The 26,156-nt window shown below is 59.3% G+C and carries 27 protein-coding genes and 1 tRNA gene; 15 read left to right on the plus strand and 13 right to left on the minus strand.

Going from position 1 to position 26,156, the window contains the following annotated elements:
• Positions 1–150: 150 nt before the first annotated feature.
• On the plus strand, positions 151–1,236 hold the full coding sequence (glnL, locus tag ACW9IR_RS11870) for a nitrogen regulation protein NR(II) (protein WP_007909240.1): 1,086 nt from the start codon (positions 151–153) through the stop codon (positions 1,234–1,236).
• Entirely contained in the window at positions 1,233–2,669 is a 1,437-nt protein-coding gene (gene ntrC / locus ACW9IR_RS11875; protein WP_003220781.1) for a nitrogen regulation protein NR(I), read from the plus strand. The genes glnL and ntrC overlap by 4 nt, the downstream gene beginning before the upstream one ends.
• A 648-nt stretch (positions 2,670–3,317) precedes the next feature.
• On the opposite strand, the gene ACW9IR_RS11880 is transcribed toward ntrC, so the two are convergent.
• Entirely contained in the window at positions 3,318–5,354 is a 2,037-nt protein-coding gene (locus tag ACW9IR_RS11880) for a leucine-rich repeat domain-containing protein (protein WP_457463316.1), read from the minus strand.
• A 190-nt stretch (positions 5,355–5,544) separates the two neighbouring features.
• Complete coding sequence (locus tag ACW9IR_RS11885; protein WP_457463318.1) at positions 5,545–5,985, minus strand: hypothetical protein; 441 nt, start codon at positions 5,983–5,985, stop codon at positions 5,545–5,547.
• On the opposite strand from ACW9IR_RS11885, the gene ACW9IR_RS11890 reads away from it, so the two are divergent.
• Positions 5,984–6,439 carry a tRNA (cytidine(34)-2'-O)-methyltransferase gene (locus tag ACW9IR_RS11890; RefSeq protein WP_007909235.1) on the plus strand — a complete coding sequence of 152 codons (456 nt, stop codon included), beginning with the start codon at positions 5,984–5,986 and terminating at the stop codon, positions 6,437–6,439. The genes ACW9IR_RS11885 and ACW9IR_RS11890 overlap by 2 nt on opposite strands.
• A gap of 124 nt (positions 6,440–6,563) precedes the next feature.
• Here the strand turns inward: ACW9IR_RS11890 and secB are convergent, their stop codons facing one another.
• The 3 genes from secB to ACW9IR_RS11905 are packed head-to-tail and all read right to left on the minus strand — an operon-like array spanning position 6,564 to position 7,776.
• Positions 6,564–7,049: a protein-export chaperone SecB gene (gene secB, locus ACW9IR_RS11895; protein ID WP_016772114.1), complete on the minus strand. Its 486-nt coding sequence runs from the start codon at positions 7,047–7,049 to the stop codon at positions 6,564–6,566.
• A gap of 57 nt (positions 7,050–7,106) precedes the next feature.
• Positions 7,107–7,361, minus strand: coding sequence for a glutaredoxin 3 (gene grxC / locus ACW9IR_RS11900; protein WP_038359971.1), 255 nt, complete (start codon positions 7,359–7,361; stop codon positions 7,107–7,109).
• Between the two features lies 1 nt (position 7,362).
• A complete protein-coding gene (locus ACW9IR_RS11905; protein ID WP_064388915.1) occupies positions 7,363–7,776 on the minus strand; it encodes a rhodanese-like domain-containing protein in 414 nt (137 codons plus the stop codon).
• 153 nt (positions 7,777–7,929) lie between these two features.
• On the opposite strand from ACW9IR_RS11905, the gene gpmI reads away from it, so the two are divergent.
• The 5 genes from gpmI (at position 7,930) to ACW9IR_RS11930 (ending at position 14,598) form a co-directional block, all read left to right on the plus strand.
• Positions 7,930–9,459 carry a 2,3-bisphosphoglycerate-independent phosphoglycerate mutase gene (gene gpmI, locus ACW9IR_RS11910; RefSeq protein ID WP_102899553.1) on the plus strand — a complete coding sequence of 510 codons (1,530 nt, stop codon included), beginning with the start codon at positions 7,930–7,932 and terminating at the stop codon, positions 9,457–9,459.
• A gap of 230 nt (positions 9,460–9,689) precedes the next feature.
• Positions 9,690–10,976, plus strand: coding sequence for a murein hydrolase activator EnvC family protein (locus tag ACW9IR_RS11915; protein WP_095120763.1), 1,287 nt, complete (start codon positions 9,690–9,692; stop codon positions 10,974–10,976).
• A gap of 31 nt (positions 10,977–11,007) precedes the next feature.
• A complete protein-coding gene (locus tag ACW9IR_RS11920) occupies positions 11,008–12,327 on the plus strand; it encodes a S41 family peptidase (protein ID WP_457463323.1) in 1,320 nt (439 codons plus the stop codon).
• 2 nt (positions 12,328–12,329) lie between these two features.
• The gene (locus ACW9IR_RS11925) at positions 12,330–13,106 is read left to right on the plus strand and encodes a divergent polysaccharide deacetylase family protein (RefSeq protein WP_457463325.1); all 777 of its coding nucleotides are present in this window, start codon (positions 12,330–12,332) and stop codon (positions 13,104–13,106) included.
• Between the two features lie 118 nt (positions 13,107–13,224).
• Complete coding sequence (locus ACW9IR_RS11930; RefSeq protein ID WP_457463327.1) at positions 13,225–14,598, plus strand: Vps62-related protein; 1,374 nt, start codon at positions 13,225–13,227, stop codon at positions 14,596–14,598.
• Here ACW9IR_RS11930 and ACW9IR_RS11935 read toward each other — a convergent pair.
• From ACW9IR_RS11935 to ACW9IR_RS11965, 7 genes are all read right to left on the minus strand, one after another.
• Positions 14,579–15,334, minus strand: coding sequence for a substrate-binding periplasmic protein (locus tag ACW9IR_RS11935; RefSeq protein WP_102899556.1), 756 nt, complete (start codon positions 15,332–15,334; stop codon positions 14,579–14,581). The genes ACW9IR_RS11930 and ACW9IR_RS11935 overlap by 20 nt on opposite strands.
• A gap of 82 nt (positions 15,335–15,416) precedes the next feature.
• The gene (gene hisF, locus ACW9IR_RS11940) at positions 15,417–16,187 is read right to left on the minus strand and encodes an imidazole glycerol phosphate synthase subunit HisF (RefSeq protein WP_007909211.1); all 771 of its coding nucleotides are present in this window, start codon (positions 16,185–16,187) and stop codon (positions 15,417–15,419) included.
• A 9-nt stretch (positions 16,188–16,196) separates the two neighbouring features.
• Positions 16,197–16,934: a 1-(5-phosphoribosyl)-5-[(5-phosphoribosylamino)methylideneamino]imidazole-4-carboxamide isomerase gene (gene hisA / locus ACW9IR_RS11945; protein ID WP_003220753.1), complete on the minus strand. Its 738-nt coding sequence runs from the start codon at positions 16,932–16,934 to the stop codon at positions 16,197–16,199.
• A 101-nt stretch (positions 16,935–17,035) separates the two neighbouring features.
• Positions 17,036–17,296, minus strand: coding sequence for a DUF2164 domain-containing protein (locus ACW9IR_RS11950; protein ID WP_003220751.1), 261 nt, complete (start codon positions 17,294–17,296; stop codon positions 17,036–17,038).
• Positions 17,297–17,935: an imidazole glycerol phosphate synthase subunit HisH gene (gene hisH, locus ACW9IR_RS11955; RefSeq protein ID WP_102899557.1), complete on the minus strand. Its 639-nt coding sequence runs from the start codon at positions 17,933–17,935 to the stop codon at positions 17,297–17,299.
• Positions 17,935–18,528, minus strand: a complete 594-nt coding sequence (hisB, locus tag ACW9IR_RS11960) for an imidazoleglycerol-phosphate dehydratase HisB (protein WP_007909204.1) — start codon at positions 18,526–18,528, stop codon at positions 17,935–17,937. The genes hisH and hisB overlap by 1 nt, the downstream gene beginning before the upstream one ends.
• Before the next feature lie 264 nt (positions 18,529–18,792).
• On the minus strand, positions 18,793–20,457 hold the full coding sequence (locus ACW9IR_RS11965; RefSeq protein ID WP_102899558.1) for an OFA family MFS transporter: 1,665 nt from the start codon (positions 20,455–20,457) through the stop codon (positions 18,793–18,795).
• A gap of 223 nt (positions 20,458–20,680) precedes the next feature.
• Between ACW9IR_RS11965 and ACW9IR_RS11970 the strand changes: the two genes are divergently transcribed.
• The 7 genes from ACW9IR_RS11970 (at position 20,681) to ACW9IR_RS12000 (ending at position 25,832) form a co-directional block, all read left to right on the plus strand.
• Positions 20,681–21,085, plus strand: coding sequence for an acetyl-CoA sensor PanZ family protein (locus ACW9IR_RS11970; protein ID WP_457463333.1), 405 nt, complete (start codon positions 20,681–20,683; stop codon positions 21,083–21,085).
• Positions 21,086–21,163: 78 nt separating this feature from the next.
• Positions 21,164–23,389 carry an AsmA family protein gene (locus ACW9IR_RS11975; protein WP_457463335.1) on the plus strand — a complete coding sequence of 742 codons (2,226 nt, stop codon included), beginning with the start codon at positions 21,164–21,166 and terminating at the stop codon, positions 23,387–23,389.
• On the plus strand, positions 23,386–24,453 hold the full coding sequence (gene mutY, locus ACW9IR_RS11980; protein ID WP_457463337.1) for an A/G-specific adenine glycosylase: 1,068 nt from the start codon (positions 23,386–23,388) through the stop codon (positions 24,451–24,453). The genes ACW9IR_RS11975 and mutY overlap by 4 nt, the downstream gene beginning before the upstream one ends.
• Positions 24,450–24,722, plus strand: coding sequence for an oxidative damage protection protein (locus ACW9IR_RS11985; RefSeq protein ID WP_016986336.1), 273 nt, complete (start codon positions 24,450–24,452; stop codon positions 24,720–24,722). Before mutY ends, ACW9IR_RS11985 begins: the two co-directional genes overlap by 4 nt.
• Positions 24,723–24,826: 104 nt before the next feature.
• Positions 24,827–24,902: transfer RNA gene (locus tag ACW9IR_RS11990), tRNA-Phe, on the plus strand.
• Between the two features lie 134 nt (positions 24,903–25,036).
• Positions 25,037–25,369: a hypothetical protein gene (locus tag ACW9IR_RS11995; protein WP_457463339.1), complete on the plus strand. Its 333-nt coding sequence runs from the start codon at positions 25,037–25,039 to the stop codon at positions 25,367–25,369.
• 109 nt (positions 25,370–25,478) lie between these two features.
• Positions 25,479–25,832, plus strand: coding sequence for a hypothetical protein (locus ACW9IR_RS12000; protein WP_150707992.1), 354 nt, complete (start codon positions 25,479–25,481; stop codon positions 25,830–25,832).
• Here the strand turns inward: ACW9IR_RS12000 and ACW9IR_RS12005 are convergent.
• Entirely contained in the window at positions 25,829–26,119 is a 291-nt protein-coding gene (locus ACW9IR_RS12005; protein WP_457463341.1) for a YceK/YidQ family lipoprotein, read from the minus strand. The genes ACW9IR_RS12000 and ACW9IR_RS12005 overlap by 4 nt on opposite strands.
• Positions 26,120–26,156: the final 37 nt, after the last annotated feature.

Raw genomic sequence — 26,156 nt, forward strand, 5'->3', positions numbered from 1 at the left:
CGTGAGAGCTGGCCCTGTGCCACGCAAACGAGCGTCAAACGCCTGTTTCACGGGTTAAGCGCTTCTTTTCGGAGCCTTGGTTTGGTTTTTGCATTTTCCCGATACCGACGCTTGCTTGTTGCGCACGCTCCGCCCCCAAAAGAGGCTCCGATGACTATTAGCGACGCAATTCACCGTTTGCTGCTCGACAACCTGACCACCGCCACCATCCTGCTCGACGCCGAATTGCGCCTTGAGTACATGAACCCGGCGGCGGAGATGCTGCTCGCCATCAGCGGGCAGCGCAGCCATGGCCAATTCATCAGCGAGTTGTTCACCGAATCCACCGAGGCGCTGAATTCCCTGCGCCAGGCCGTGGAGCAGGCGCATCCGTTTACCAAACGCGAAGCCATGCTCACCGCGCTCACCGGCCAAACCCTTACTGTGGATTACGCGGTGACGCCGATCCTCAGCAACGGCGCCACGATGTTGCTGCTGGAAGTCCACCCGCGTGACCGCTTGCTGCGGATCACCAAGGAAGAGGCGCAGCTGTCCAAACAGGAAACCAGCAAGATGCTGGTGCGCGGCCTCGCCCACGAGATCAAGAACCCGCTGGGTGGCATCCGTGGCGCCGCGCAACTTTTGGCCCGCGAACTGCCGGAAGACAGCCTGCGTGATTACACCAACGTGATCATTGAAGAGGCCGACCGCCTGCGCAATCTGGTTGACCGCATGCTCGGCTCGAACAAACTGCCGTCGCTGGCGATGTGCAACGTCCACGAAGTGCTGGAGCGCGTCTGCCAACTGGTCGAAGCCGAAAGCCAGGGCTGCATCACCTTGGTGCGCGATTACGACCCAAGCATTCCCGACGTATTGATCGACCGCGAGCAAATGATTCAGGCGGTGTTGAACATCGTGCGCAACGCGATGCAAGCGATCAGTAGCCAGAACGAACTGCGCCTGGGCCGCATCAGCCTGCGCACCCGGACCATGCGCCAGTTCACCATCGGCCACGTCCGCCATCGTCTGGTGACCAAGATCGAGATCATCGACAACGGCCCCGGGATCCCGGCGGAACTTCAGGAAACCATTTTCTTTCCCATGGTCAGCGGACGCCCGGACGGTACCGGGCTGGGCCTGGCCATTACCCAGAACATCATCAGCCAGCACCAGGGTCTGATCGAGTGTGACAGCCATCCAGGCCACACCACGTTCTCGATCTTTCTGCCACTGGAACAAGGAGCCACATCGACATGAGCCGTAGTGAAACCGTGTGGATCGTCGATGACGACCGTTCTATCCGTTGGGTTCTGGAAAAGGCCTTGCAGCAGGAAGGCATGACCACCCAGAGCTTCGACAGCGCCGATGGCGTGATGAGTCGTCTGGCCCGTCAGCAGCCTGACGTGATCATTTCCGATATCCGCATGCCGGGTGCCAGTGGTCTGGACCTTCTGGCGCGGATCCGCGAGCAGCATCCACGGTTGCCGGTCATCATCATGACCGCTCACTCCGATCTGGACAGCGCTGTCGCCTCGTATCAGGGCGGTGCGTTTGAGTATTTGCCGAAGCCGTTCGACGTTGATGAAGCGGTGTCGCTGGTCAAGCGCGCGAATCAGCATGCGCAAGAGCAGCAAGGCCTGGAAGTCGTGCCGGCCCTGACCCGCACCCCGGAAATCATCGGCGAAGCGCCGGCGATGCAGGAAGTGTTTCGCGCCATCGGCCGCTTGAGCCACTCCAACATCACCGTGCTGATCAACGGCGAATCCGGTACCGGTAAAGAACTGGTCGCCCACGCCCTGCACCGCCACAGCCCGCGCGCGGCCTCGCCGTTCATTGCGCTGAACATGGCGGCGATCCCCAAGGATCTGATGGAATCCGAGCTGTTCGGCCATGAGAAAGGCGCGTTCACTGGCGCGGCGAATCTGCGTCGCGGGCGCTTTGAACAGGCTGACGGCGGCACGCTATTCCTTGATGAAATCGGCGACATGCCGGCGGATACGCAAACCCGTTTGCTGCGAGTTCTGGCCGATGGTGAGTTCTACCGCGTAGGCGGGCATGTGCCGGTGAAAGTCGATGTACGCATCATCGCCGCGACGCACCAGAATCTGGAAACCCTGGTACACGCCGGCAAATTCCGTGAGGACTTGTTCCATCGCCTCAACGTCATCCGCATCCACATCCCGCGCCTGTCGGATCGTCGCGAAGACATCCCGACCCTCGCCAAGCACTTCCTCAGCCGCGCCGCGCAAGAACTGGCCGTGGAGCCGAAGCTGCTGAAAAGCGAGACTGAGGAGTACCTGAAGAACCTGCCGTGGGGCGGTAACGTGCGGCAGTTGGAGAACACCTGCCGCTGGATCACCGTGATGGCGTCCGGGCGCGAAGTGCACATCAGCGACTTGCCACCGGAGCTGTTGAGCCTGCCGCAGGACTCGGCACCGGTGACCAACTGGGAGCAGGCGCTGCGTCAGTGGGCCGATCAGGCGTTGGCGCGTGGCCAGTCGAGTTTGCTCGACAGTGCGGTGCCCGCATTTGAGCGGATCATGATCGAGACGGCGCTGAAGCACACGGCGGGGCGGCGGCGTGATGCGGCGGTGTTGTTGGGTTGGGGGCGTAATACCCTGACGCGCAAGATCAAGGAATTGGGGATGAAGGTTGATGGTGGGGATGATGATGAAGGGGATGAGGGTTAAAACCTTGTTCGCTTGAGGATGGTTGTGTACTCAGGATCGATCCCCCTCACCCCAGCCCTCTCCCCAAGGGGGAGAGGGAAAAGGGAGCCGATTTCAGGTGGCTTCGAGGCCTGAGTTCGGCTCGGTATCTCAGGTCGGCGTAATTTGACCGGGCAACTCGGTCAGTCCCCTCTCCCTATGGGCGGTCCGACGTTTCGGGAGGGTTAGGGTGAGGGGCCCCCGTGCACCGCATCAATGCACAATGACCCGCGATCGCGCACAGCTGCATCGCCACACTCCTTCCTGAAAAAACCAAAAAACCCACTGTCCAAAAACATGAAAGCCCCGAATTCCGGGGCTTTCGTGTTTCTGATCAGCTTTTTTGTTTCAACAGATTAAAACCTGGCACGCACCCTGCAATACGTCTTACAAGGTGATTCGTTTCACCACCCGTTTCGGGGACCTTGGTACAGGCAGGCCGGGGATTCCCCTCTTTATACCGGGCGCACACCGCAACGCGATGCGCCCACCGTTTTGGGATCCTTGGTACAGGCAGGCCGGGGGTTCCCTCTTTACACCGGACTGACGCTCACAGCGAAGTCCACCCCGTTTTGGGAACCCTGATACAGGCAGGTCAGGGATTCCCGCTTTTACGCCGCAGCCCCGAGGTCAGTCGAGCCTCGGACGCTTGGGTAGATGATGCAAGGGCTGATTCTGTCGCCCGGGATCAAGTGCCTTTATTTCCTCCTCCAGCCTTTCCAGCATCTTTCCTGGACTCGTTTCCTTCCTGGCTACGTCCCTGAGGCGAGACCGTTCAACAGCGCCTGCCTTTTCGAAACTTTCGAGAAACGCCCAGACCCGGCGCTCCAATAGCTGACGTTCTACGAAGAATTCAGGCGTACGGCTCAGATTTCGAATCCGCGAGAACAAACTGCTTTCAGAAAAGCTGTTCAACCTGTCCCAAAGCGCCAGTTTCTCTGGAGCTTGCGCGTGTGGCACATGTCGTAGCCAGAGATCCGCCGACGGATCAACGCTCTCTACTCCCAACCAGATATCGGTGCCCGTTTGTCGACGCGCAAATATCAATCGCCGCAGGGACGCGGGGTCTGTAATAGGATTTCCGGTCAAGTTGAAGCCTGCTCTAAGCTCCACTGATTCGGGAATCGATCTGATTCGATTGTTCGCGAGATTCAATACTGTCGCGGGAATTTCAGACGTGATGCCGTCGGGAAACTTGTCGATATCCGTGCTGGAAAGATCAAGTTCCCGCAACTTGCTCATTCCTTCGAGCGAAGGCGCATCAAACAGCGAATTTTCGCCGAGTTTCAATATTTCCAAGCCTTTGGGGCCATTCCCGGTGCCCAGCCCGCCAGGGATCTGGCTGATACCGGTCTGCGTCAGATTCAATACCCGCAGCGCGGACATCCCGGTAACGTCAGGCGCACGCCCTATAAAAGGATTTCGTTGAAGATCCAATACCTGTAACCGCGACCATCCGGCCAACTCGCTCAGTCCGCCAGGCAGACCGACAAGACTGGTATTACCCAGTTTCAACACCCGCAACTCAGTCATATCGCGTATCGAAAAACCATACCCGAGGGGATGGCCTTCCAGGTTCAGCTCGCGCAAACGTGGCAGCTGTTTCAATTGTTCAATATCGGCTAGCGAAAGGTGGAGCAGAGGATTACTCAAGTCCGCCACGCGCAACTCCGTGAGCCGTCCGACTCCGTCAGGCAGTCCATACACCTGGCCTGACGTCCTCAATGTTCCAAGGCTGGGAAACCCGGCGAAGAAATCCTTCGGTGTTTGTGACGAAAAACCTCTCAGGGTAAGAGAAACAACGGAATTGATGGGTGTAGAAAAAAGTGGAGCCCTTTGCATGGGCCATTCGCTCAGATTGATATCCAGCCTGAAACCCGCCATTCGCCCGCCGCGATAGACTCGCCCCCAAGGATCGAGATCGTCGCCTTGCCACTTGTACAGTTGAATCAGCTTGGCACTCAGTGACAGTCGACTCGCGTACTCGGCGCCGGGAGAGTCCTTGAGGGCATTCGTCCAGGTGCTGAGCTCACGCTCCAACTGCGGCAAACCCAGTTGAATGCGTTTGAGTTCAGTCTCTAACGTCTCCTTGTCACCAAACCGGGATACAAAGTCATCCGCTTGTCGATCGGACAGTTCCGGAAGGCTTTTTTTCACTTGTGCTCGAAGGGTCAAGTCAACGCCTTCGCGTGGATGCCAGAGACCGCTGTCAATGTCGCGCACCAACTCGGGGCCGGAAGGATGCCGCTCATTGGGTAACCGTGCGCGATACGTTGCATTGACCGGATCCATTGCAACCAGAACAGTGCCGCCCTCTGACAGATCGACGTAAGTACGCTTGTTAAACACCCTGAGGCCGCGGCTGTCGGCATCTGGAAGCGTTATTCTGGCGCCGATCAAGTAATTCTCCAGTAGCGGCGCGGCTGCCGGATGTCGGATGTCAACGGCAGTCATTTGAACCAGCACGGCCGGCTCCGGGCGGATGACATCAGCGTGTGTATCGCGCGATGGCCCGGCTCGCAGCTGCAGGTCATCGAGCGCAAGACCTGAGTCGACGCCTCTGCGGATCGATGGATCGGGGAGCGAAGTATCCACATCACCGGGGCGGCTCGGGCCAACGGGAACATCCACGTGGGTATTGCCACCGCGAGGTGGTTTTACTGGCATGTTTTTCATCCTTGAAGAACTCGCCCCTGGCATTCACGCAAGGAACGACGGTTTCGGCATCCTGCCGGTTTAAAGAAGAACCGCACGATAGCGTGCGCACGCCAAGAGGGAGAGCGGAAAAACAGATTTTTGTAGTGGGAAACGGCGTCAATAAGCGTAGGAGTGACCAAGCCGGACGGTTAGTCTCGGCTCAGTTCGCTTCCAATCGAATCTCAAGCCGCCAACGCTCATCGACCTTGCTGCCGGCCCAGTCACCCTGCAGCGGCCGCGCTGCCAGCACTGTCAGCAACAACCCGCCGTCACTCGCTCGCGTGCGCCAGTTGACGTCTTTGCCGTTGAGTTTGAGCTGGCCCTTCTGCGGCCGGCCTTCGGCCTGAAACAGCAGCGCCAGCGTGCCATCGATGATTTCACCGTGCAGCTTCGGTTCGTTGTTGAACCACAGCACCAACCCGCTTTCGCTGACCTCGACTTGCTGTAACACAGTCGGATCCGGCGTGGTCAGGCGGCCGATCATCAAGCCAATCATCAGTCCGACAATCGCCAGCGAACCGATCACCCGCGGGAATAGTTTCGAACGGTTGTCCACAGGCGGCGTAGAATGCCGCTCATCTTTACCTTCGGAGCCGTGCATGTTTCACGTCATCCTTTTTCAACCAGAAATTCCGCCGAATACCGGCAACGTTATCAGGCTGTGCGCCAACAGCGGCTGCCACCTGCATTTGATCGAACCGCTGGGCTTCGAGATGGACGACAAGCGCTTGCGCCGTGCCGGTCTCGATTACCATGAATATGCCACGCTGCAACGTCACGCGGACCTGGCCAGTTGCCTGGAAAGCCTGGGCAACCCAAGACTGTTTGCGTTCACCACCAAGGGTTCGCGACCGTTTCATGATGCCGCGTTTGTTCCAGGCGATGCGTTCATCTTCGGCCCGGAAAGCCGTGGCCTGCCGCCGGAAGTGCTCGACGCCCTGCCGCCAGAACAGCGCCTGCGCCTGCCGATGCGCGAAGGCTGCCGCAGCCTGAATCTGTCCAACACCGTCGCGGTCGCCGTGTACGAAGCCTGGCGCCAGAACGACTTCAAATAACACCGCAAAACAAATGTGGGAGCGAGCCTGCTCGCGAAAGCGGTGTATCAGTCGACAAATCTGTCATCTGACACGCCCTCTTCGCGAGCAGGCTCGCTCCCACATGGGGTGTTGCTAAACCGTCTTACTGAACGGTTGGCGTCTCGCCGCTTTCCTGCATGCGCTGCAGCTCTTGCGCGTACAGGGCGTCGAAGTTCACCGGAGCCAGCATCAGCGCCGGGAACGAACCACGGGTCACCAGGCTGTCCAGGGTTTCGCGCGCGTACGGGAACAGAATGTTCGGGCAGAACGCACCCAGGGTGTGGCTCATCGAGGCCGCATCGAGGTTCTTGATCAGGAAGATACCGGCCTGTTGCACTTCAGCGATGAAGGCGACTTCTTCACCGTTTTTCACGGTAACGGACAGGGTCAGCACGACTTCGTAGAAATCACCTTCCAGCGCTTTCTGGCGAGTGTTCAGATCCAGGCCGACCGCCGGGTCCCACTGCTGGCGGAAGATCGCCGGGCTTTTCGGGGCTTCGAAGGACAGGTCGCGTACGTAGATGCGCTGCAAGGAAAATTGCGGTGCGGTTTCTTCTTCGCTGGCTGCAGTGTTCTGTTGGTCAGTCATCTCAGATCCTTATCGATCTTGGGTCTTTTAGGGAGTGCTGTACGTAGGTGCAGCCGTTCAGGCCTTGAGCAGCGCGTCGAGCTTGCCGGCGCGCTCCAGGGCATACAAATCGTCACAACCGCCGATGTGCTTGCTGCCGATCCAGATCTGCGGCACGGACGTGCGTCCGGCTTTCTGGGTCATTTCGGCGCGCACCTGCGGCTTGCCATCGACCTTGATCTCTTTGAAGGCCACGCCTTTGTTCTCGAGCAGGTACTTGGCTCGCGAGCAATAAGGGCAGTAATCGCTGGAGTAGACGATGACTTCACTCATATCACTTCACCAGCGGCAGGTTGTCGCCTTTCCAGCTGGAAATCCCGCCGGATAGCTTGGCGGCGGTGAAGCCGGATTTCATCAGCTCGCGGGCATGGGTGCCGGCGGTCTGGCCCAAGGCGTCGACCAGAATAATGGTCTTGGCCTTGTGCTTTTCCAGCTCGGCGGTGCGCGCAGCCAGTTTGTCCTGAGGAATGTTCACCGCGCCAACGATGTGGCCGGCAGCGAAATCCTTGGCCGGACGGATGTCTACCACTACGCCTGCGTCTTTGTTGACCAGTGCAGTCAGCTCACCAGTGCTCAGGCTTTTACCGCCGCCCTGCATCGTGTGCGCCAGCAGCAGAGCCAGCAGTACGACGAAGATACCGACAAGAATGTAGTGGTTAGTGGCAAATTCAATCAGGTGAGCAACCATCGAAGGAGGTTCCAGGGCGTTAAAATGTCGGCCAGTATACACAGCCACTATGGTCGGCCAAACCCCGTCCGGCGGTGACGCGGTCGGAACTTAGCTTTAAACTCCAACTCCCTTTTCCATCGCCCTCTTCTTTATTAGCCACGAGTGGATTCCATGACGACTACGCCTAAACCTTTGGTCCTGATGATTCTCGACGGCTTCGGTCACAGCGACAGCCCCGAATCCAACGCCGTTTTTGCGGCAAAGAAGCCTGTTCTCGATCGCCTCTGGGCCACTGTGCCGAACGGCTTGATCTCGGGCAGCGGCATGGACGTCGGTCTGCCGGACGGCCAGATGGGCAACTCCGAAGTCGGTCACATGAACCTTGGCGCCGGCCGCGTGGTGTATCAGGACTTCACGCGCGTGACCAAGTCGATCCGCGACGGCGAGTTCTTCGAGAACCCGACCATCTGCGCCGCTGTGGATAAAGCCGTGGCTGCCGGCAAAGCCGTGCACTTCATGGGCCTGCTGTCCGATGGCGGCGTACACAGCCACCAGGATCACCTGATCGCCATGGCCGAACTGGCCTTCAAGCGCGGTGCTGAAAAAATCTACCTGCACGCCTTCCTCGATGGCCGCGACACGCCGCCGAAAAGCGCCGCCTCGTCGATCGAGCTGCTCGATGCGACTTTCCAGGCACTGGGCAAGGGCCGTATCGCCAGCATCATCGGTCGCTACTTCGCCATGGACCGTGACAACCGCTGGGATCGTGTTGCTCAGGCGTACAACCTGATCGTCGACGGCAACAGCGAATTCCACGCGGCCACCGCCCAGGAAGGTCTGGATGCTGCTTACGCTCGCGGCGAGAGCGACGAATTCGTCAAAGCCACTACCATCGGTGAGCCGGTGAAAGTCGAAGACGGCGATGCCGTGGTGTTCATGAACTTCCGCGCCGACCGTGCCCGCGAGCTGACTCGCGTGTTCGTCGAAGACGACTTCAAGGATTTCGAACGCGCACGTCAGCCGAAACTGGCCGGTTTCGTCATGCTGACCCAATACGCCGCGAGCATTCCGGCGCCATCGGCATTCGCCGCGGGCAGCCTGGAAAACGTGCTGGGCGATTATTTGGCGAAGAACGGCAAAACCCAGCTGCGCATCGCCGAAACCGAGAAATACGCGCACGTGACCTTCTTTTTCTCCGGTGGTCGCGAAGAACCGTTCCCGGGTGAAGAGCGCATCCTGATCCCGTCGCCGAAAGTCGCTACCTATGACTTGCAGCCGGAAATGAGCGCACCTGAGGTGACCGACCGCATCGTCGACGCCATCGAAAACCAGCGTTACGACGTGATCGTGGTCAACTACGCCAACGGCGACATGGTTGGCCACAGCGGCGTGTTCGACGCCGCCGTGAAGGCGGTTGAATGCCTCGATACTTGCGTGGGTCGCATTGTCGATGCGCTGGAAAAGGTCGGTGGCGAGGCACTGATCACTGCTGACCACGGCAACGTCGAGCAAATGGCCGATGAATCCACCGGGCAAGCGCACACCGCGCACACCACCGAGCCAGTGCCGTTCATTTATGTCGGCAAGCGCGATTTGAAAGTGCGTGAAGGCGGCGTGCTGGCGGACGTGGCGCCGACCATGCTGAAACTGCTGGGTCTGGAAAAACCGACGGAAATGACTGGCACCTCGATTCTGGTCTGACCCGCATCGCCGAAACACCGCAAAACCCTGTAGGAGTGAGCCTGCTCGCGATAGCCATCTGACAGTCAACTACTCTGTTGAATGTCAGTAAGCCATCGCGAGCAGGCTCACTCCTACATTGGTTTGTGGTGTTTTTCAGGCCAGTTATCACACAGCCCCAATTGGGCGTTTTTTTTGCAGCCTCGGGCGGGCATACTAGGCCGTCCATTACCCTGGTGCCGCCCGCCCCTATGCTTCGCGTCCTGATCGCCCTTGCTCTGACCTGCCTGCTCCAACCGGCCTTCGCTGACGAGCGCGCGCAAACCCAACAGCAGTTGGACGCCACGCGTCAGGACATTGCCGAGCTGAAAAAGCTGCTGGGCAAAGTCCAGGAAGAAAAGTCCGGCGTGCAGAAAGAACTCAAGGGCACTGAAACCGAGCTGGGCAAGCTGCAGAAGCAAGTCGATGCGCTGCAGAAAGAACTGCAGAAAAGCGAATCCGAGCTGCAGCGTCTCGATGCAGAGAAAAAAAAACTCCAGAGCGCGCGCACTGAACAGCAGCGACTGATCGCCATTCAGGCCCGTGCGGCTTATCAGAACGGTCGGCAGGAATACCTCAAGCTGCTGCTCAACCAGCAGAACCCCGAGAAATTCGCCCGCACCCTGACCTATTACGATTACCTGAGCCAGGCGCGTCTGGAGCAGTTGAAGAGCTTCAATGAAACCCTGCGCCAACTGGCCAATGTCGAAAAAGACATCGGTTTGCAGCAAGCGCAATTGCTGGTACAGAAAAGCGACCTCGACACTCAGCGCGAAGCACTCGAGAAAGTCCGCAAGGAACGCCAACAGGTGCTCGCCAAGCTGAATGACGATGTGAAGGCCCGCGACCAGAAACTCGCCGCCCGCGAGCAGGATCAGGCAGACCTGTCTAAAGTCCTTAAAACCATTGAAGAAACCCTCGCCCGCCAGGCACGTGAGGCAGAAGAAGCGCGGCAGAAAGCGCTGATCGCCCAGCAGGAAGCGGAAAAAAAGCGTTTGCGTGAGGCGCAGGCTGAAAACAGCGACGCCCCACGAAAACCGGCCAGATCCACTCCCGGCGCGCTGGTCTCCAGCAGCGGCGAGACCTTCGGTGGCCCTTTTGCTGCAACCCGGGGAAAACTTCCGTGGCCGGTTGATGGTCGACTGCTGGCACGCTTCGGCGAAAGCCGTGGCGACGATGCCCGGACCAAGTGGGACGGCGTGATGATCAGCGCCTCTGCCGGCAGCCAGGTGCATGCGGTACACGGGGGGCGCGTAGTGTTCGCCGATTGGCTGCGCGGCGCCGGGTTGCTGGTGATCCTCGACCACGGCAACGGTTTTCTGAGTCTTTACGGTCACAACCAGACGCTGCTCAAGTCGGCCGGTGATGTGGTTAAAGCCGGTGAGTCCATCTCCACTGTCGGTAACAGTGGCGGCCAGGACACATCAGCGCTGTATTTCGCAATTCGTCAGCAGGGTCACCCGAGTGATCCGGCGCAATGGTGCCGCGCGCAAGGATAAGCGCGCCATCTAATTCAGGAGTTCGTTCGACATGCTGCATTTGTCCCGCCTTACCTCGCTGGCCCTGACGATCGCCCTGGTGATCGGCGCGCCTCTGGCGTTCGCCGCGCAACCGGCCCCGACCGTCGCTCCGGCAGGCACTGCCGCGACCTCCAAGGCACCGTTGCCACTGGAAGAGTTGCGCACCTTTGCCGAGGTCATGGACCGGATCAAAGCCGCTTACGTCGAGCCGGTAGACGACAAGACCCTGCTGGAAAACGCGATCAAGGGCATGCTCAGCAACCTCGATCCGCATTCCGCCTATCTGGGCCCTGAAGATTTCACCGAGCTACAGGAAAGCACCAGCGGTGAATTCGGCGGTCTGGGTATTGAAGTCGGTGCCGAAGACGGCTTCATCAAAGTGGTCTCGCCAATCGATGAAACCCCGGCGTCGAAGGCCGGCATTCAGGCCGGCGACTTCATCGTCAAGATCAACGGTGCGCCAACACGCGGCCAGACCATGACCGAAGCCGTCGACAAGATGCGCGGCAAGATCGGCCAGAAAATCACCCTGACCCTGGTACGCGACGGCGGCACGCCGTTCGACGTGACCCTGGCCCGTGCGGTGATTCAGGTGAAGAGCGTCAAGGCGCAACTGCTGGAAACCGGCTACGCGTACATCCGCATCACCCAGTTCCAGGTCAAGACCGGCGAAGAGGTTTCCAAGGCCCTGGCCAAGCTGCGCAAGGACAACGGCAAGAAGCTCAACGGCATCATTCTCGACCTGCGCAACAACCCGGGCGGCGTGTTGCAGGCGGCGGTGGAAGTGGTCGACCACTTCATCACCAAAGGCCTGATCGTTTACACCAAAGGCCGCATCGCCAATTCCGAACTGCGCTTCTCCGCTACCGGCAAAGACGAAAGCGAAGCGGTGCCGATGGTGGTGTTGATCAACGGTGGCAGCGCCTCGGCTTCGGAAATCGTCGCCGGCGCCCTGCAGGACCAGAAACGCGCGGTGGTCATGGGCACCACCAGTTTCGGCAAAGGCTCGGTGCAAACCGTGCTGCCGCTGAACAACGACCGTGCATTGAAGATCACCACCGCGCTGTACTTCACACCAAATGGCCGTTCGATTCAGGCACAGGGCATCGTGCCGGACATCGAAGTGCGCAAGGCCAAGATCACCAGCGAGGCCGACGGCGAATACTTCAAGGAAGCCGACCTGCAAGGTCACTTGGGCAACGGCAACGGCGGCGCGGACAAGCCGAGCGGATCCGCCAGCAAGGCCAAAGCCATGCCGCAGGATGACGATTACCAATTGGCCCAGGCCCTGAGCCTGCTCAAAGGTCTGAGCATTACGTCCGGCCGTTGAGGATGTCTCTGCGTTTTCTCTTTGTTTTATTGTGCTGTCTGGCGGGTGCTGCTCATGCAGAGCCCGCCAGTTCAACGCCGCACAAAGCCTACCTGACACTGATCATCGACGACCTGGGGCAGAACCTGCCCCGCGATCGCCGCGTGCTGGCTCTGCCCGGCCCGGTGACCACAGCGATCATGCCAGATACCCCGCACGCCACCGAGTTCGCCCGCGAAGCCCATCGCGCCGGCAAGATCGTCATCCTGCACATGCCGATGGACCCGGCCACCGGGCCTTATGCCTGGCACCCGGATTTGCCGATCGAAGAACTGCAAAAACGCCTCAACGCCGCATTCAAAATGGTCCCGTACACTGCTGGCATCAATAACCACATGGGCAGCCGCATGACGGCGCAACCGGTGGCGATGGCGTGGTTGATGGGCGAGCTGCAGCGCCGCCACAAGTTTTTCGTCGACAGCCGCACCAGCGCTCAAACCGTGGCGGCACAGCAGGCACAGAAAATCGATCTGGCGAGCGTTTCGCGGGATGTATTTCTCGATGACGAACGCACTGAGGCCGCAATCTTCACTCAGTTGCAGACGGCGATCAGCCTGGCCCGCAAACAAGGCTCGGCCGTCATCATCGGCCATCCGTATCCACAGACTCTGGCGGTGCTGGAGCGAGAACTGCCCAGACTGAAGGCCCAGGGTATCGAGTGGATCGACATCAAACAGATGATCAGCGTGCGCAGCAATCGCGCCATGGCTGGCCATGGCAAAGATGGCGTGTACCGGTAACAGGTTGTCACGACTGTAGATACATAGTTACCGCCAGCCATCGGGCCCAGCCCCGGATAGTAAGACCTGCAACAGGTCGCGACTCCCCTGAGTCGCCTTTCAGCTATCAGGAGCTACCATGACTACTCATGACGATACCGTTTCGCCGATCGGGCAAGCGGATGCCATTCGACACGACAATCTGCTGATCAACTTCACCACGGAGTTTCTCCGCGTCTGGGACACCAGCGGTTCGCGGGCAAAACCGGCCGCCTTCTGGCGCCCCACTCCTGCCGCCGATGTGCTTCCCGGCTATTTTCCATTGGGCGACGTGGCCATTGATCATCACAACAACATTACCGACCGACATGTGGTGGCTGTGGTTTGCGAGGCTGGAACACCCAGTGCCGATCCTGGCAAAGGCAAAGCGCTGAGTCGCCCAAATGACTACGAGCTGATCTGGAAGGATACCGGGGCGGGATCCAGGAAGGACGGTGCAATCTGGCGACCCGTTCCACCCGAAGGTTACGTGGCACTGGGCTCTGTATGCTCCGACGGCTACGAAAAACCATCACTCAACGCGGTTCGCTGTGTCCGCGCCGACCTTGTCATCGCATCAGGCGTCAGTGAACCGGTGTGGAACGACAAGGGCAGCGGTGCCCGACAAAGCGTCAGCACCTGGAGTGTCGTTCCACCCTCAGCCCCGTCGAATGTGATTCATCTGGCACCCGGCACCTTTGTCGGCTGGAACAGTCATTCCAGACCCGCTGCATTCCTCCTTTACTCACTGCGCACTGAGATCCCGCTGCAGATCAATCCCCGTCCCGGCGCGCCGATTCTTGACAGTGCAGTTTCGCCGTCTTCGCAAATACCCGAGATATCCACGCACACCGCCAGGCTTCCCTGGTTCGCGGTAAAAGATCCGCAATATTCCAGACGCGAACAACTGCGCCAGTCACCTTTCTATCTTCTGCAACGCACGGATCAGTATCAGCTCATATGCCATCGCTACAACGGCGAAAACCAAAACAGGACGATGCGCTGGACCGCACCCCGGGCACAGAGCAGCGAAGGTCTGCGCGCATTCACCAACCGCACCTCTATCGAGTTCGGCGCGCAATGGAAGAGTAATGTGTCCCGGCCTTTCCTGTTTTCGGCGCGCTTGAACAATGAGTTCACCCAATGCGAAGTCCACTCAAACGACTGGCTCAACTCAACACCGATTGAAATCGCCGCGGTCATGGCCCAAAACAGCTCGATGGCGGTCTACCTGATGCAAAGTCAATACACGCTGCTACGCGCAGACGGTACGCACGTTACCGATGCTGTCAGTTACACCGACGCCAACAGTTTGCACTTCAGCGCCTACACATTGCCGGTACCGGATGAGCCGATCCTGCCGGAGGAAGAGCCGCAAGCCGCGGACGCGATAGACACTTCAGTAGCGGATAACGCCATCACGCAAACGCCAGCGCCGACAGAATTGCCAACGGCTACAGATAACGCCCCATGATCTCATCGACAACGCCGTCCTTGCGCATCTGATCCAATGCCGCCTGCAACCTGGCGACAACTTCGTCAGAAATGTCTTTGTTGAGAGCCAGATACAGTTCGGCGCTATTGAAGCGCAGCACGGTCTTGAGACCCGTCACACCATCCTGCCGCGCCAGATAGCGCCCGGCAGGATCCCCCGTGGCCCACAGGTCGATCTGACCATTGACCAACTTTTTCGCATTGTCCTGATCGCGCAGCACAACCACTGGCTTCAAGCCTTGCTTGGTCAGCGTCTCGGCAATGGCATCGCCCTTGTAGGCGCCGATCTTGTACTTGCGCGCGTCATTCAGGGTTTCGAGGGTGATCTTGCTGTCGGCCTTGGCCAACAGGATCCAGTCGTCAGGGCCGATCGGTCCGACCCATTTGAAGAGTTTCTCGCGATCAGGCAGGCGTGCCATCACGAAAGCACCGTAGCCGGGATTTTCCAGCGCCAGTTTGTACACCCGCTCCCAGGGAAAGCGCAGAGTCAGACTGTAAGTGAGGCCGGAGCGCCGGAACATCTCACGCACGATATCGGTGGCGATACCGTTGATGTTCTCGCCCTGGGCGAAGTTCTTGCCGTTCTTCGCCATGTTGTACGGCGGGAAGTTTTCGGTAAGGAGCACCAGATCGGTGTCGGGACTGTCCTCGGCACGAGCCGTGTTGACCAGCAACAAAGAAACACTGGCGAGAACGAGAAGCAGGCGTTTGATCATGTCGGGCTACCGAAATCCATGGCGTGCCCAAGAGTGCCTTGGGTGCGCCATGGTGTCCACTGGCCTGTATCGAATTTGACGCTTAACGCATCACGATGCCGCGCTTGGCCATGTAGGCCTTGGCTTCCTGCACAGTGTATTCGCCGAAGTGGAAAATACTCGCCGCCAATACTGCACTAGCGTGACCTTCGAGAATGCCGTCAGCCAGGTGCTGCAAGTTGCCGACGCCACCGGAAGCAATTACCGGAATCCCCAGCGCATCGCTGATCGCGCGGGTCACGCCGAGATCAAAACCGTTTTTCATGCCGTCCTGATCCATGCTGGTCAGCAGGATCTCGCCGGCACCGAGGCCTTCCATTTTCTTCGCCCACTCGACCGCGTCGAGACCGGTCGGCTTGCGCCCGCCGTGAGTGAAGATTTCCCAACGCGGGGTTTCGCCCGGGCCGGAAACTTTTTTGGCGTCGATGGCGACAACGATGCACTGCGAGCCGAAATGCTGCGCGGCTTCACCGACGAACTCCGGGTTGAACACAGCCGCGGTGTTGATCGACACCTTGTCTGCACCGGCATTGAGCAGATTGCGAATATCCTGCACGGTACGCACGCCACCGCCGACGGTCAGCGGGATGAACACCTGGCTGGCCATGCGCTCGACGGTATGCAGCGTGGTGTCGCGACCATCGACGCTGGCGGTGATGTCGAGGAAAGTAATCTCGTCGGCACCCTGCTCGTCATAACGACGGGCAATTTCCACCGGGTCACCAGCGTCACGAATGTTTTCGAACTTCACACCTTTGACGACCCGGCCGTTGTCCACGTCCAGGCAAGGGATGATGCGTTTGGCCAGCGCCATGGTCAGTCCTCAGCCTTGGTACGAATCGCAGAAAGCTTGCGCTTCGGCGACGTCGAGGGTGCCTTCGTAGATCGCCCGGCCCGTGATGGCGCCGATGATGCCCGGCGCCTTGGCGTCGAGCAGCGACTTGATGTCACCCAGATTGTGGATACCGCCGGAGGCGATCACCGGAATCTTGGTGGCAGCGGCCAGCGCAGCGGTGAACGGCACGTTGCAGCCCTGCATCATGCCGTCTTTGGCGATGTCGGTATAAACGATCGAGGACACGCCGTCGGCTTCAAACTGCTTGGCCAGATCGATGACCTGCACGGTGCTGATTTCAGCCCAGCCATCGGTGGCGACGAAACCGTCTTTGGCGTCCAGACCGACGATGATCTTGCCCGGGAACGCACGGCACGCTTCAGCGACGAACGCCGGATCTTTCACGGCTTTGGTGCCGATGATCACGTAGCTGACGCCAGCCTTGACGTAGTGTTCGATGGTTTCCAGCGAACGGATACCGCCACCGATCTGGATCGGCAGGGTCGGGTAGCGCTTGGCGATTGCGGTGACGACTTCGCCATTGACTGGCTGGCCTTCGAAAGCGCCGTTCAGATCGACCAGATGCAGACGGCGGCAACCGCCCTCCACCCACTTGGCAGCCATGCTCACCGGGTCATCGGAGAACACTGTGGAATCTTCCATGCGGCCCTGGCGCAGACGTACGCAGGCACCGTCTTTAAGATCGATAGCGGGAATAATCAGCATGCTTTTTCCTTCGTCAAAAGAGCGGCAAGCTGCAAGCGACTAGCTGCGAGCATGCGGTGTACCAGTTCTTGCAGCTTGAAGCTTGCGGCTTGCAGCTGCTCCTAATTTTTTTCGAGCGCCCACAGGTCGCTTTCGATGCTTTCAAACCGCTCTTTGAGGTGGGTCTGCACATCGAAAATCGCCCTGTTGTAATAGTGCGGAGCAATTTCGCGGGTAAACAGCTCAAGAATTTCCGCCGCTTCGAACGAACCCAGGTCCAGTTCGAAACGGTCTTCCATGAACCGCTGAATCTTGCGATTGGCCTCGTTCTCCTGTTCGGGAGTGAGGGTCAGGATCGGCGGTTTGGACTTCTTGGCAGCCATTTACCAGCGACCGTCCCACGCGGCGAAATTCTGCAGCAATTGCAGGCCATGGGTATGGCTCTTCTCCGGGTGGAACTGCACGGCGAAACGCGAGCCATCGGCCAGCGCCGCAGCGAAATCGACGCCGTAATGACCGCCACCGACCACCTGCCGCGCGTTGGCGGCGGCAATGTAGTAGCTGTGCACAAAGTAGAAACGCGCCATGTCCGGAATGTCATGCCACAGCGGGTGGCTGACTTTCTGCTGCACTTCGTTCCAGCCCATGTGCGGGACTTTCAGGTGCTCGCCGTCTTCATGCAGGTCTTTGCCGAAGAACTTCACCGCGCCCGGGAACAGGCCGATGCAGTCGACGCCGTCGTTCTCTTCGCTGGTGTCGAGCAACGCTTGCATGCCGACACAGATACCGAGGAACGGACGATCCTGACTGACTTCGCGCACCAGCGAGTCGAAGCCGAGGCGACGGATCTCCGCCATGCAATCGCGAATCGCGCCAACACCGGGGAACACCACGCGGTCAGCTTCGCGAATCACCGCCGCATCGCTGGTGATCAACACCTTGCCGGCACCGACGTGCTCGAGGGCCTTGGCCACCGAATGCAGGTTACCCATGCCGTAATCGATAACTGCAACCGTCTGCATTACAGAACGCCTTTGGTCGATGGCATTTGCCCGGCCATGCGCTCATCCAGCTCGACGGCCATGCGCAGCGCGCGGCCGAAAGCCTTGAACACGGTTTCGATCTGGTGGTGGGTGTTGGTGCCACGCAGGTTGTCGATGTGCAGGCTGACCAGCGCGTGGTTGACGAAGCCCTGGAAGAATTCCTGGAACAGGTCAACGTCGAAGCCGCCGACGGTAGCGCGGGTGTACGGCACGTGCATCTGCAGGCCTGGACGACCGGAGAAATCGATGACGACGCGCGACAGCGCTTCATCGAGCGGCACGTAGGCATGACCGTAGCGACGGATGCCTTTTTTATCGCCGATGGCTTTGGCAAATGCTTGGCCGAGGGTGATACCGACGTCTTCCACCGTATGGTGGTCGTCGATATGCAGATCGCCCTTGCATTCGATATCCAGGTCGATCAACCCGTGACGGGCGATCTGATCCAGCATGTGCTCAAGAAAAGGAACACCGATATCGAATCGGGCCTTTCCGGTGCCATCAAGGTTGATCGAGGCTTTGATCTGGGTTTCCAGAGTGTCGCGCTCGACAGACGCCTTACGTTCGGCCATCACCAGCTCCGCAAAATCATTGGGCGAAAAAGGCAGCCATTATAGGCACGCAGGAAGCAAACAGAAACACGAGAGGTGAGATGGCAGACGGATAGAACGCCCGGCTGTCGCGGGTAGACATGTCCATACAAGCCATTACAGGTACCCCAAAAACGACTGTAGGAGTGAGCCTGCTCGCGATGAGGGCCTGACTATCAACATTTCTGTGACTATCAGACCACTATCGCGAGCAGGCTCACTCCTACAGGGGTACTGCGTTTTTACTTAGTGAAACAGTACCGCCGTCTTCTGCAGGGTCACCCACACACCCCACGCCAACGGAATACCCACCACCAGCCACGCAGCGATCGCCAGCGGCTTGCTGCCCGGTGCGGCTTTCCACTCCAGAACCGTGCTGGCGTCAGCACCCTTGTCGTGGCCCAGCGCCTGTTCGGCCGCCAGCTCAGCGTCGGTCATGAAGTACTTGTCAGCCACCGGACGCACCATCAGGTTGCACAGGAAGCCCAGCACCAGCAGGCCGGCGAGGATGTACAAGGTGATGTCGTAAGCCGCAGCGCGTTCAACGCCGATGCTCAGCTGATACTCACGCAGGTAGTTCACCAATACCGGACCCAGCACGCCAGCCGCAGCCCAAGCCGTCAGCAGACGACCGTGGATCGCACCAACCATCTGCGTACCGAACAAGTCGGCCAGATACGCCGGAACAGTGGCGAAACCGCCGCCGTACATCGACAGAATGATGCAGAACGCCGCCACGAACAGCGCAACGTTGCCCAGATGGCCCATGTTCGGAATCAGCGCGTACAGAGCAAAACCCAGGGCGAAGAACACGAAGTAGGTGTTTTTGCGGCCCAGATAGTCCGAGAACGAAGCCCAGAAGAAGCGGCCACCGATGTTAAACAGGCTCAGCAGACCGGTGAAACCGGCAGCAATCGCCGCGATCGAAGCCAGTTGCCCGGCATCAAGCTGACCAAACGGCACATCAACACCCAGCAATTTGCCGCCGAACACTTCCTGCAGCAGTGGCGAAGCCATGCCGAGGATGCCGATACCGGCGGATACGTTCAGGCACAGCACCAGCCAGACCAGACGGAATTGCGGGGTTTTCCACGCCACATTCACGTGCACGTGACGGTTGGTGATCATTGCGTTCGCCGCTTTCTTCGCCGGAGCGGTCCAGCCTTCAGGCTTCCAGCCCGTTGGCGGCACGCGGTAAGCCAGAGCGCCACCGATCATGAACACAAAGTAGATCGCAGCCATGGCCACGAAGCTCTGCCAGACGCCAACACCTTCAGCCGAAGCGAAATGGCTCATCAGCGCCGTCGCCAATGGCGCACCGACCATCGCGCCACCACCGAAACCCATGATTGCCATGCCGGTGGCCATGCCGCGCTTGTCCGGGAACCACTTGATCAGGGTCGAAACCGGCGAGATATAGCCAAGACCGAGACCGATACCGCCGATCACACCTGAGCCGATCCACATCAGCCAGATCTGGTGGGTATAAATACCCAGCGCCGAGATCAGCAGACCGCCGCACCAGCACAAGGCCGATACAACGCCGGCCTTGCGTGGCCCGGCGTGTTCCAGCCAGCCACCCCAGATCGCTGCCGAGCAGCCGAGGAAGATGAAGAACAGCGTGTAGATCCAGCCGAGCATGGAGATCGGCCAGTCGCAGTTCGACGAAAATACCTGTGCGATGAAGCTCATGTCCGGCGCGCAAGCCACTGGAGCAGTAACGCCCAGAGCCTTGGACAGCGGCAACCAGAACACCGAGAAACCGTAGGCCATGCCGATGCACAGGTGGATGGCCAGAGCGGCCGGTGGAACTAGCCAGCGGTTGAAACCGGGCTTGGCGATGATGCGTTCCTTGGACAGGAACGCAGGCTGGTCGGCGCGAAGGCCGTCCGCCGTGATGCTCGTGCTCATTGTGTATCCCCCAATTATTAGTATGGTTCGCCAGCCACTGTTCACCCCCGGCCTTTATGCACGCAGGCATGACCGTTTTTTTGGGTGAAGCTCCTTGAAGGCGCGACGTTAAGTCGCAGAAGGACGGACGAACGGGCGAAGGTTACCATTTGCACGTGACAGAAAAACCAAACTGATATCACCTTTTTTCTGTCATCTGTTCTCGTACCACCAGGAAAACGCCATGCCGATCATTGTCCAAGCCTTGAAAGACGTCAGTTATCAGGATCAACAGGATCTGCAGAAGATCTATCGCGACGCCCCGCAATGGCTGTTCGCGCCGTTTTCCGGGGAGGCTGGGCTGATCGAAAGCGCACTCGCGGACGGGGCTCTTATTGCCGGTCGCTTCAACGATCGCCTGCTCGGTGCCGGCATTCTGCAAAGGCACCACGGCGTCTGGTACTTGTCCCATTTATGCGTACGAAAAGTTACCCGTCGCCGTGGAGTTGCCGAACGGCTGGTGAACCAAGCACAGAAAATGGCGTCGCAAGCGGGGGCTGAGTTGCATCTGCTGGCGCCTGCCGGGCATCTGGAGGCTCAGGCACTCGCCGCCAAATTGTGTGTTCCGCTGGAAGTCCCGGCAACATGACGTCACAGCGAACCGGGCAGTTGCAGCGCTATACTCCCCGGCTAAATTACGAATTCGACTAACTACAAGGACTCGCCCATGAAAGCGTTCGGCAAAATCCTGGGTCTGGTACTTCTCGGGCTGTTGCTGATCATCGTGGCGGCAGGTTTTGCCCTGACCCACCTCTTCGATCCCAACGACTACAAAGACGAGATCCGCCAGATAGCCCGTGACAAGGCCCACATCGAGTTGACGCTCAATGGCGACATCGGCTGGAGCCTGTTCCCGTGGCTCGGCCTGGAACTGCACGAAGCCAGCGTCGCCACCCTGATCAATCCGACCGAACCGTATGCCGATCTGCAGATGCTCGGCCTGTCCGTGCGCGTGCTACCGCTGTTGCGCCGCGAAGTGCAAATGAGCGATGTGCGCGTTGAAGGCCTGAATCTGCGCCTGAAACGCGACAAGAACGGCCACGGTAACTGGGAAGACATCGGCAAAGTGCCGACAGCCGCCGCACCTGCCGGCACTCCGGCGCCGGCCAGCACAGCCACTGCAGAGGCCCCTGCCCAACCCGAAAAACCGCCACAGCCGATCCGCCTGGATATCGACAGCCTGACCGTCAACAACGCCCGTGTTGAATACAACGATGAACTGACGGGCAAGCAGTTCAGCGCCGAAAGCATTCAGCTGAGCACCGGCCCGGTACACGATTCGACGAATATTCCGGTGAAAGCCACGGCATTTCTCGGCACCAACCAGCCCGTTCTGCGCGTGCGTACCGAGCTCACCGGCGAGCTGCGCATCGAGCGCGCGCTGCAACGCTACAGGTTCGAAGACATGAAGCTGTCCGGCGAGCTGGCCGGCGATCCGTTGCAAGGCAAGACCATGACCTTCGCAGCTCAGGGCCAGTTATCGCTGGACAAAGCCGCGAACGTCGCCGAATGGACCGGCATCAAGATCTCCGCCAACCAGTTGCGCGCCTTGGGCGAGCTCAAAGCCAACGACCTCGACAAGACCCCGCAAATCACTGGCGGCCTCTCCATCGCCCAGTTCGATCTGGCGAAATTCGTCGACAGCATCGGCCAGAAACTGCCGGCCATGGCCGAAGGCAGCCTGAGCAAGGTCGAACTGGTCAGCCGCGTTGCCGCCACGCCAACCAGCATCGCGTTCGACAACATCAACCTGAAACTCGACGACAGCAGCTTCAGCGGCCGCATCGCCGTCGAGGATTTCGCCAAACAGTCACTGCGGGCAATCCTCAAGGCTGACACGTTCAACGCCGACCGCTACCTGCCGCCGAAATCGGCGCAAGCCAACAGCGCCACGCAAGTGCGTCAGGCCGAAGTCGCCAGCACCGAAGCCGATGCCATGGCCGGTGCCGGTTCCACGCCACTGCCGGACAAACCGAGCAAAACCGCCTGGAGCACCGAGCGGCTGCTGCCGGTTGAACGCCTGGCCAAACTCGACGTCGACGCCGATCTGACCTTCGGCCAACTGACCCTCGATAAACTGCCGATCCAGAACGCCGCACTGAAAGCCACCGGCCAGGGCGGCCTGCTGACCCTGACCAACCTGAGCGGTGAGTTGTACAACGGCGGTTTCGCCGCCAACGGGACTCTCGATGTACGCCCGAGCGCGCCTGTGCTGAACCTGCAGACCAGGCTCAATCGCGTGCCTGTAGAAAAAATCCTCGAAAGCCAAGGCAAGAACCCGCCGGTCAAAGGTCTGGTGACCCTCACCAGCAATGTCACTGGCAGCGGCAACAGCCAGCAGGCACTGATCGATACGCTTAACGGTAACGCCAGTTTCGTGATCAACAACGGCGTGCTGCTCAACGCCAACCTTGAGCAGCAATTGTGCAAAGGCATCGCCACGCTCAACCGCAAAACCCTCAGCGGCGAGCCACGCGGCAAAGACACGCCATTCCAGGAACTCAAGGGCAACCTGACCTTCCGCAACGGCGTCGCCAGCAACCCGGATCTGAAGGTGCGCATCCCCGGCATGACCGTCAACGGTGACGGCGACATCGATTTGCGCGTGCTCGGCATGGACTACCGCGTCGGCATCATCGTCGAAGGCGACACCAGCGCCATGCCGGATCCAGCCTGTCAGGTCGGCGAAAAATTCGTCGGTGTCGAATGGCCGCTGCGCTGCCGTGGCCCTCTGGAACTGGGCGCCAAAGCCTGCCGCGTCGACAACGACCGCCTCGGTCAGGTAGCGACCAGACTGGCCGGCGACAAGCTCAGTGAAAAAATCGACGAAAAACTCGGTGACAAGGTCAGCCCGGAATTGAAAAACGCATTGAAGGGGCTGTTCAAGCGATGAGAGCGGAGCAATTTTCCACAGCGGTGCTGGATTGGTTCGACCGCCACGGCCGCCACGATCTGCCTTGGCAGCAGGACATCAACCCGTATCGGGTGTGGGTGTCGGAGATCATGTTGCAGCAGACCCAAGTCAGCACCGTGCTCAATTATTTTGACCGTTTCATGGCCGCGCTGCCGACGGTCGAAGCGCTGGCCGAAGCCCCCGAAGACGAGGTGCTGCACCTGTGGACCGGGCTCGGTTACTACACCCGTGCGCGCAACTTGCAGAAGACCGCGAAGATCGTCGTCAGCCAGTACGGCGGAGAGTTTCCGCGGGATGTCGAAAAGCTCACGGACCTGCCAGGCATCGGCCTTTCTACTGCGGGCGCCATCGCCAGCATCAGCATGGGCCTGCGCGCGCCGATTCTCGATGGCAACGTCAAACGCGTGCTGGCGCGTTTTACCGCGCAAGAGGGCTACCCCGGCGAGCCGAAGGTCGCCAAACAGCTCTGGGCCAACGCTGAGCGCTTTACGCCGCACGATCGGGTCAACGCCTACACCCAGGCGATGATGGATCTCGGCGCCACACTGTGTACGCGCAGCAAGCCGAGTTGCCTGCTGTGTCCACTGGAGCGTGGCTGCGAGGCGCACATGCTCGGCCTCGAAACCCGCTACCCGATCCCCAAGCCGCGCAAAGCCATCCCGCAGAAGCGCACGCTGATGCCAATGCTCGCCAACGGCGACGGCGCGATTCTGCTTTACCGTCGCCCATCGAGCGGTTTGTGGGGCGGTCTGTGGAGCCTGCCGGAACTCGACGACCTCGATGACCTGCAACATCTCGCCGCTCAGCACTCGCTGACCATGGGCGAGCAGCAGGCGCTGCCGAGCCTCGTCCACACGTTCAGCCATTTCCAGCTGTCCATCGAACCCTGGCTGGTTCAGGTGCAGGAGGCCCCCCATCACGTGGCCGAGGCCGACTGGCTCTGGTATAACCTCGCCACCCCGCCGCGCCTGGGCCTCGCCGCCCCGGTCAAAACCTTGCTCGAACGCGCGGCCGCCGTCTTGAATGCAGGAGAGTCGCCATGACCCGCACCGTAATGTGCCGCAAGTACAAAGAAGAACTGCCCGCGCTGGACCGCGCTCCTTTCCCGGGCGCCAAAGGTCAGGATATTTTTGACCACGTCTCGGCCAAGGCCTGGGCTGACTGGCAGAAACACCAAACCCTGCTGATCAACGAAAAGCGTCTGAACATGATGAACGCCGAAGACCGCAAATATCTGCAGGGCGAAATGGACAAGTACTTCTCCGGCGAGGAATACGCCAAGGCTGAAGGCTACGTTCCGCCTGCTGAGTAAACCCTGCAAAATCGGGGGCGGGATCGTAAGCGACGGAATTAATTTAAGAAATTTTAAAAAAGTCGTTGACGTAAATCCGAAAAACCCTTTTAATGCGCCCCGTTGCCCAGATAGCTCAGTCGGTAGAGCAGGGGATTGAAAATCCCCGTGTCGGCGGTTCGATTCCGTCTCTGGGCACCAAATACCGAAAACCCTGAATCGCAAGATTCAGGGTTTTTTTATGCCTGCGATTTGATAAACATTGAGTTCAGCTGTTTACGCGGCGCAGAAAACCTACACTCGCGCATTACAGTGCTTGGCACAGCAGGGAACGCATGAGGCTTGAAGTGAGCGGCAGATGGATCATCGGCGACGGCATACGTTTTGAGGGCTGCTATTGTGCCCTGCAAGCCGTCCTGATCAACGAGCGAGTCTTGGTCATCTATGACTGGATGGCTTTTGAGCGCGCAGCCCCCTCGCAAAATCTGTTCTGCTACGACCGCTCAGGCAACTTGCTCTGGCGAGCGCCCGATATTGGCATGGGCGGTGGAGACGCCTATACCGGCGTGATAAGCGAAGAACCGCTGTGGGTTGGAAACTTTTCCGGGTTCGATTGCCGGATAGATGAAGAATCTGGCCTGGTTCTAAAAACACTTTTCACGAAATAGAAGTATGCGGCCCTTACTCAGTGATCGCGGGTTTGTACGTCAGCGCTTTCCCATCAGCCGTAATCCGCGCTACTTTGGCCGCCCCTTACGGAAGAGGGTCATCAAGCTGATGAACCAGAAACGAACCCGCGTGCCCCTGCCCCATCCGCCGCCGTATCGCCCGAGCCGCACGAGTTACTGGCTGACCGTGCTCTTTGTTGTGCTGATTGCCTTCGCCATTGGCGCATCAATCTGGATGCTGATCGACAGCTGGATCAGCGGCTCCATCACCACCACCAACCGTGGCCCGCGCAGCACCTACACCTTGGCCGAGCAACCCCGGCGGTTCTGGTTTGAATTTGTGCGGCAAGGCGTCGTCATGGTATTGCTGCTGGCAATTGCGGTGTTCGGCGTGTGGATCTACCGCAAAGTGCAGAAGCCGTCGAAGCCAGCGAATCGCAAACGCCGCACAAAGAAAACCTAAAGCGTATTGATGTAATCGACAGGCAGCAGAACCGTATCCAGCGCGGCATCCACTGGCAGGGATACGACGGTGATGAGTGGGCAGACAATCATCATGTAACAGACGATCGCCGCCGGCATGCCATCGCTGCCCCCACCACGTACACCCAGCAGATGAAGGTTGCCATCAACCCCTCGGTAATACTGAGCATCGGACAAACCGTCATTCAAACGCCCGATGAACGTTCCGCAGCTGGCCAACTGCAACACCAGGCCTGCAACACCAACAGCACGCAAAATCCCTTTCAAACCAGCGCTTCCCTACGTCACAAAAGATGAGGCGCGC

Source organism: Pseudomonas sp. SDT291_1_S447 (assembly GCF_054070155.1).

What these genes read in the sequence shown, in the direction of transcription:
- ntrC (WP_003220781.1), top strand. Translation starts at nt 1,233, where the DNA reads ATGAGCCGTAGTGAAACCGTGTGGATCGTCGATGACGACCGTTCTATC.
- ACW9IR_RS11925 (WP_457463325.1), top strand. Translation starts at nt 12,330, where the DNA reads ATGTCTCTGCGTTTTCTCTTTGTTTTATTGTGCTGTCTGGCGGGTGCT.
- mutY (WP_457463337.1), top strand. Translation starts at nt 23,386, where the DNA reads ATGAGAGCGGAGCAATTTTCCACAGCGGTGCTGGATTGGTTCGACCGC.
- ACW9IR_RS11905 (WP_064388915.1), bottom strand. Translation starts at nt 7,776, where the DNA reads ATGGTTGCTCACCTGATTGAATTTGCCACTAACCACTACATTCTTGTC.
- ACW9IR_RS11965 (WP_102899558.1), bottom strand. Translation starts at nt 20,457, where the DNA reads ATGAGCACGAGCATCACGGCGGACGGCCTTCGCGCCGACCAGCCTGCG.
- ACW9IR_RS11930 (WP_457463327.1), top strand. Translation starts at nt 13,225, where the DNA reads ATGACTACTCATGACGATACCGTTTCGCCGATCGGGCAAGCGGATGCC.
- ACW9IR_RS11985 (WP_016986336.1), top strand. Translation starts at nt 24,450, where the DNA reads ATGACCCGCACCGTAATGTGCCGCAAGTACAAAGAAGAACTGCCCGCG.
- hisH (WP_102899557.1), bottom strand. Translation starts at nt 17,935, where the DNA reads ATGCAGACGGTTGCAGTTATCGATTACGGCATGGGTAACCTGCATTCG.
- ACW9IR_RS12000 (WP_150707992.1), top strand. Translation starts at nt 25,479, where the DNA reads ATGAACCAGAAACGAACCCGCGTGCCCCTGCCCCATCCGCCGCCGTAT.
- hisB (WP_007909204.1), bottom strand. Translation starts at nt 18,528, where the DNA reads ATGGCCGAACGTAAGGCGTCTGTCGAGCGCGACACTCTGGAAACCCAG.
- gpmI (WP_102899553.1), top strand. Translation starts at nt 7,930, where the DNA reads ATGACGACTACGCCTAAACCTTTGGTCCTGATGATTCTCGACGGCTTC.
- grxC (WP_038359971.1), bottom strand. Translation starts at nt 7,361, where the DNA reads ATGAGTGAAGTCATCGTCTACTCCAGCGATTACTGCCCTTATTGCTCG.
- ACW9IR_RS11880 (WP_457463316.1), bottom strand. Translation starts at nt 5,354, where the DNA reads ATGCCAGTAAAACCACCTCGCGGTGGCAATACCCACGTGGATGTTCCC.
- hisA (WP_003220753.1), bottom strand. Translation starts at nt 16,934, where the DNA reads ATGCTGATTATTCCCGCTATCGATCTTAAAGACGGTGCCTGCGTACGT.
- ACW9IR_RS11915 (WP_095120763.1), top strand. Translation starts at nt 9,690, where the DNA reads ATGCTTCGCGTCCTGATCGCCCTTGCTCTGACCTGCCTGCTCCAACCG.
- ACW9IR_RS11975 (WP_457463335.1), top strand. Translation starts at nt 21,164, where the DNA reads ATGAAAGCGTTCGGCAAAATCCTGGGTCTGGTACTTCTCGGGCTGTTG.
- secB (WP_016772114.1), bottom strand. Translation starts at nt 7,049, where the DNA reads ATGACTGACCAACAGAACACTGCAGCCAGCGAAGAAGAAACCGCACCG.
- ACW9IR_RS11950 (WP_003220751.1), bottom strand. Translation starts at nt 17,296, where the DNA reads ATGGCTGCCAAGAAGTCCAAACCGCCGATCCTGACCCTCACTCCCGAA.
- glnL (WP_007909240.1), top strand. Translation starts at nt 151, where the DNA reads ATGACTATTAGCGACGCAATTCACCGTTTGCTGCTCGACAACCTGACC.
- ACW9IR_RS11935 (WP_102899556.1), bottom strand. Translation starts at nt 15,334, where the DNA reads ATGATCAAACGCCTGCTTCTCGTTCTCGCCAGTGTTTCTTTGTTGCTG.
- ACW9IR_RS11970 (WP_457463333.1), top strand. Translation starts at nt 20,681, where the DNA reads ATGCCGATCATTGTCCAAGCCTTGAAAGACGTCAGTTATCAGGATCAA.
- ACW9IR_RS11885 (WP_457463318.1), bottom strand. Translation starts at nt 5,985, where the DNA reads ATGCACGGCTCCGAAGGTAAAGATGAGCGGCATTCTACGCCGCCTGTG.
- ACW9IR_RS11920 (WP_457463323.1), top strand. Translation starts at nt 11,008, where the DNA reads ATGCTGCATTTGTCCCGCCTTACCTCGCTGGCCCTGACGATCGCCCTG.
- hisF (WP_007909211.1), bottom strand. Translation starts at nt 16,187, where the DNA reads ATGGCGCTGGCCAAACGCATCATCCCTTGCCTGGACGTGGACAACGGC.
- ACW9IR_RS11995 (WP_457463339.1), top strand. Translation starts at nt 25,037, where the DNA reads ATGAGGCTTGAAGTGAGCGGCAGATGGATCATCGGCGACGGCATACGT.
- ACW9IR_RS11890 (WP_007909235.1), top strand. Translation starts at nt 5,984, where the DNA reads ATGTTTCACGTCATCCTTTTTCAACCAGAAATTCCGCCGAATACCGGC.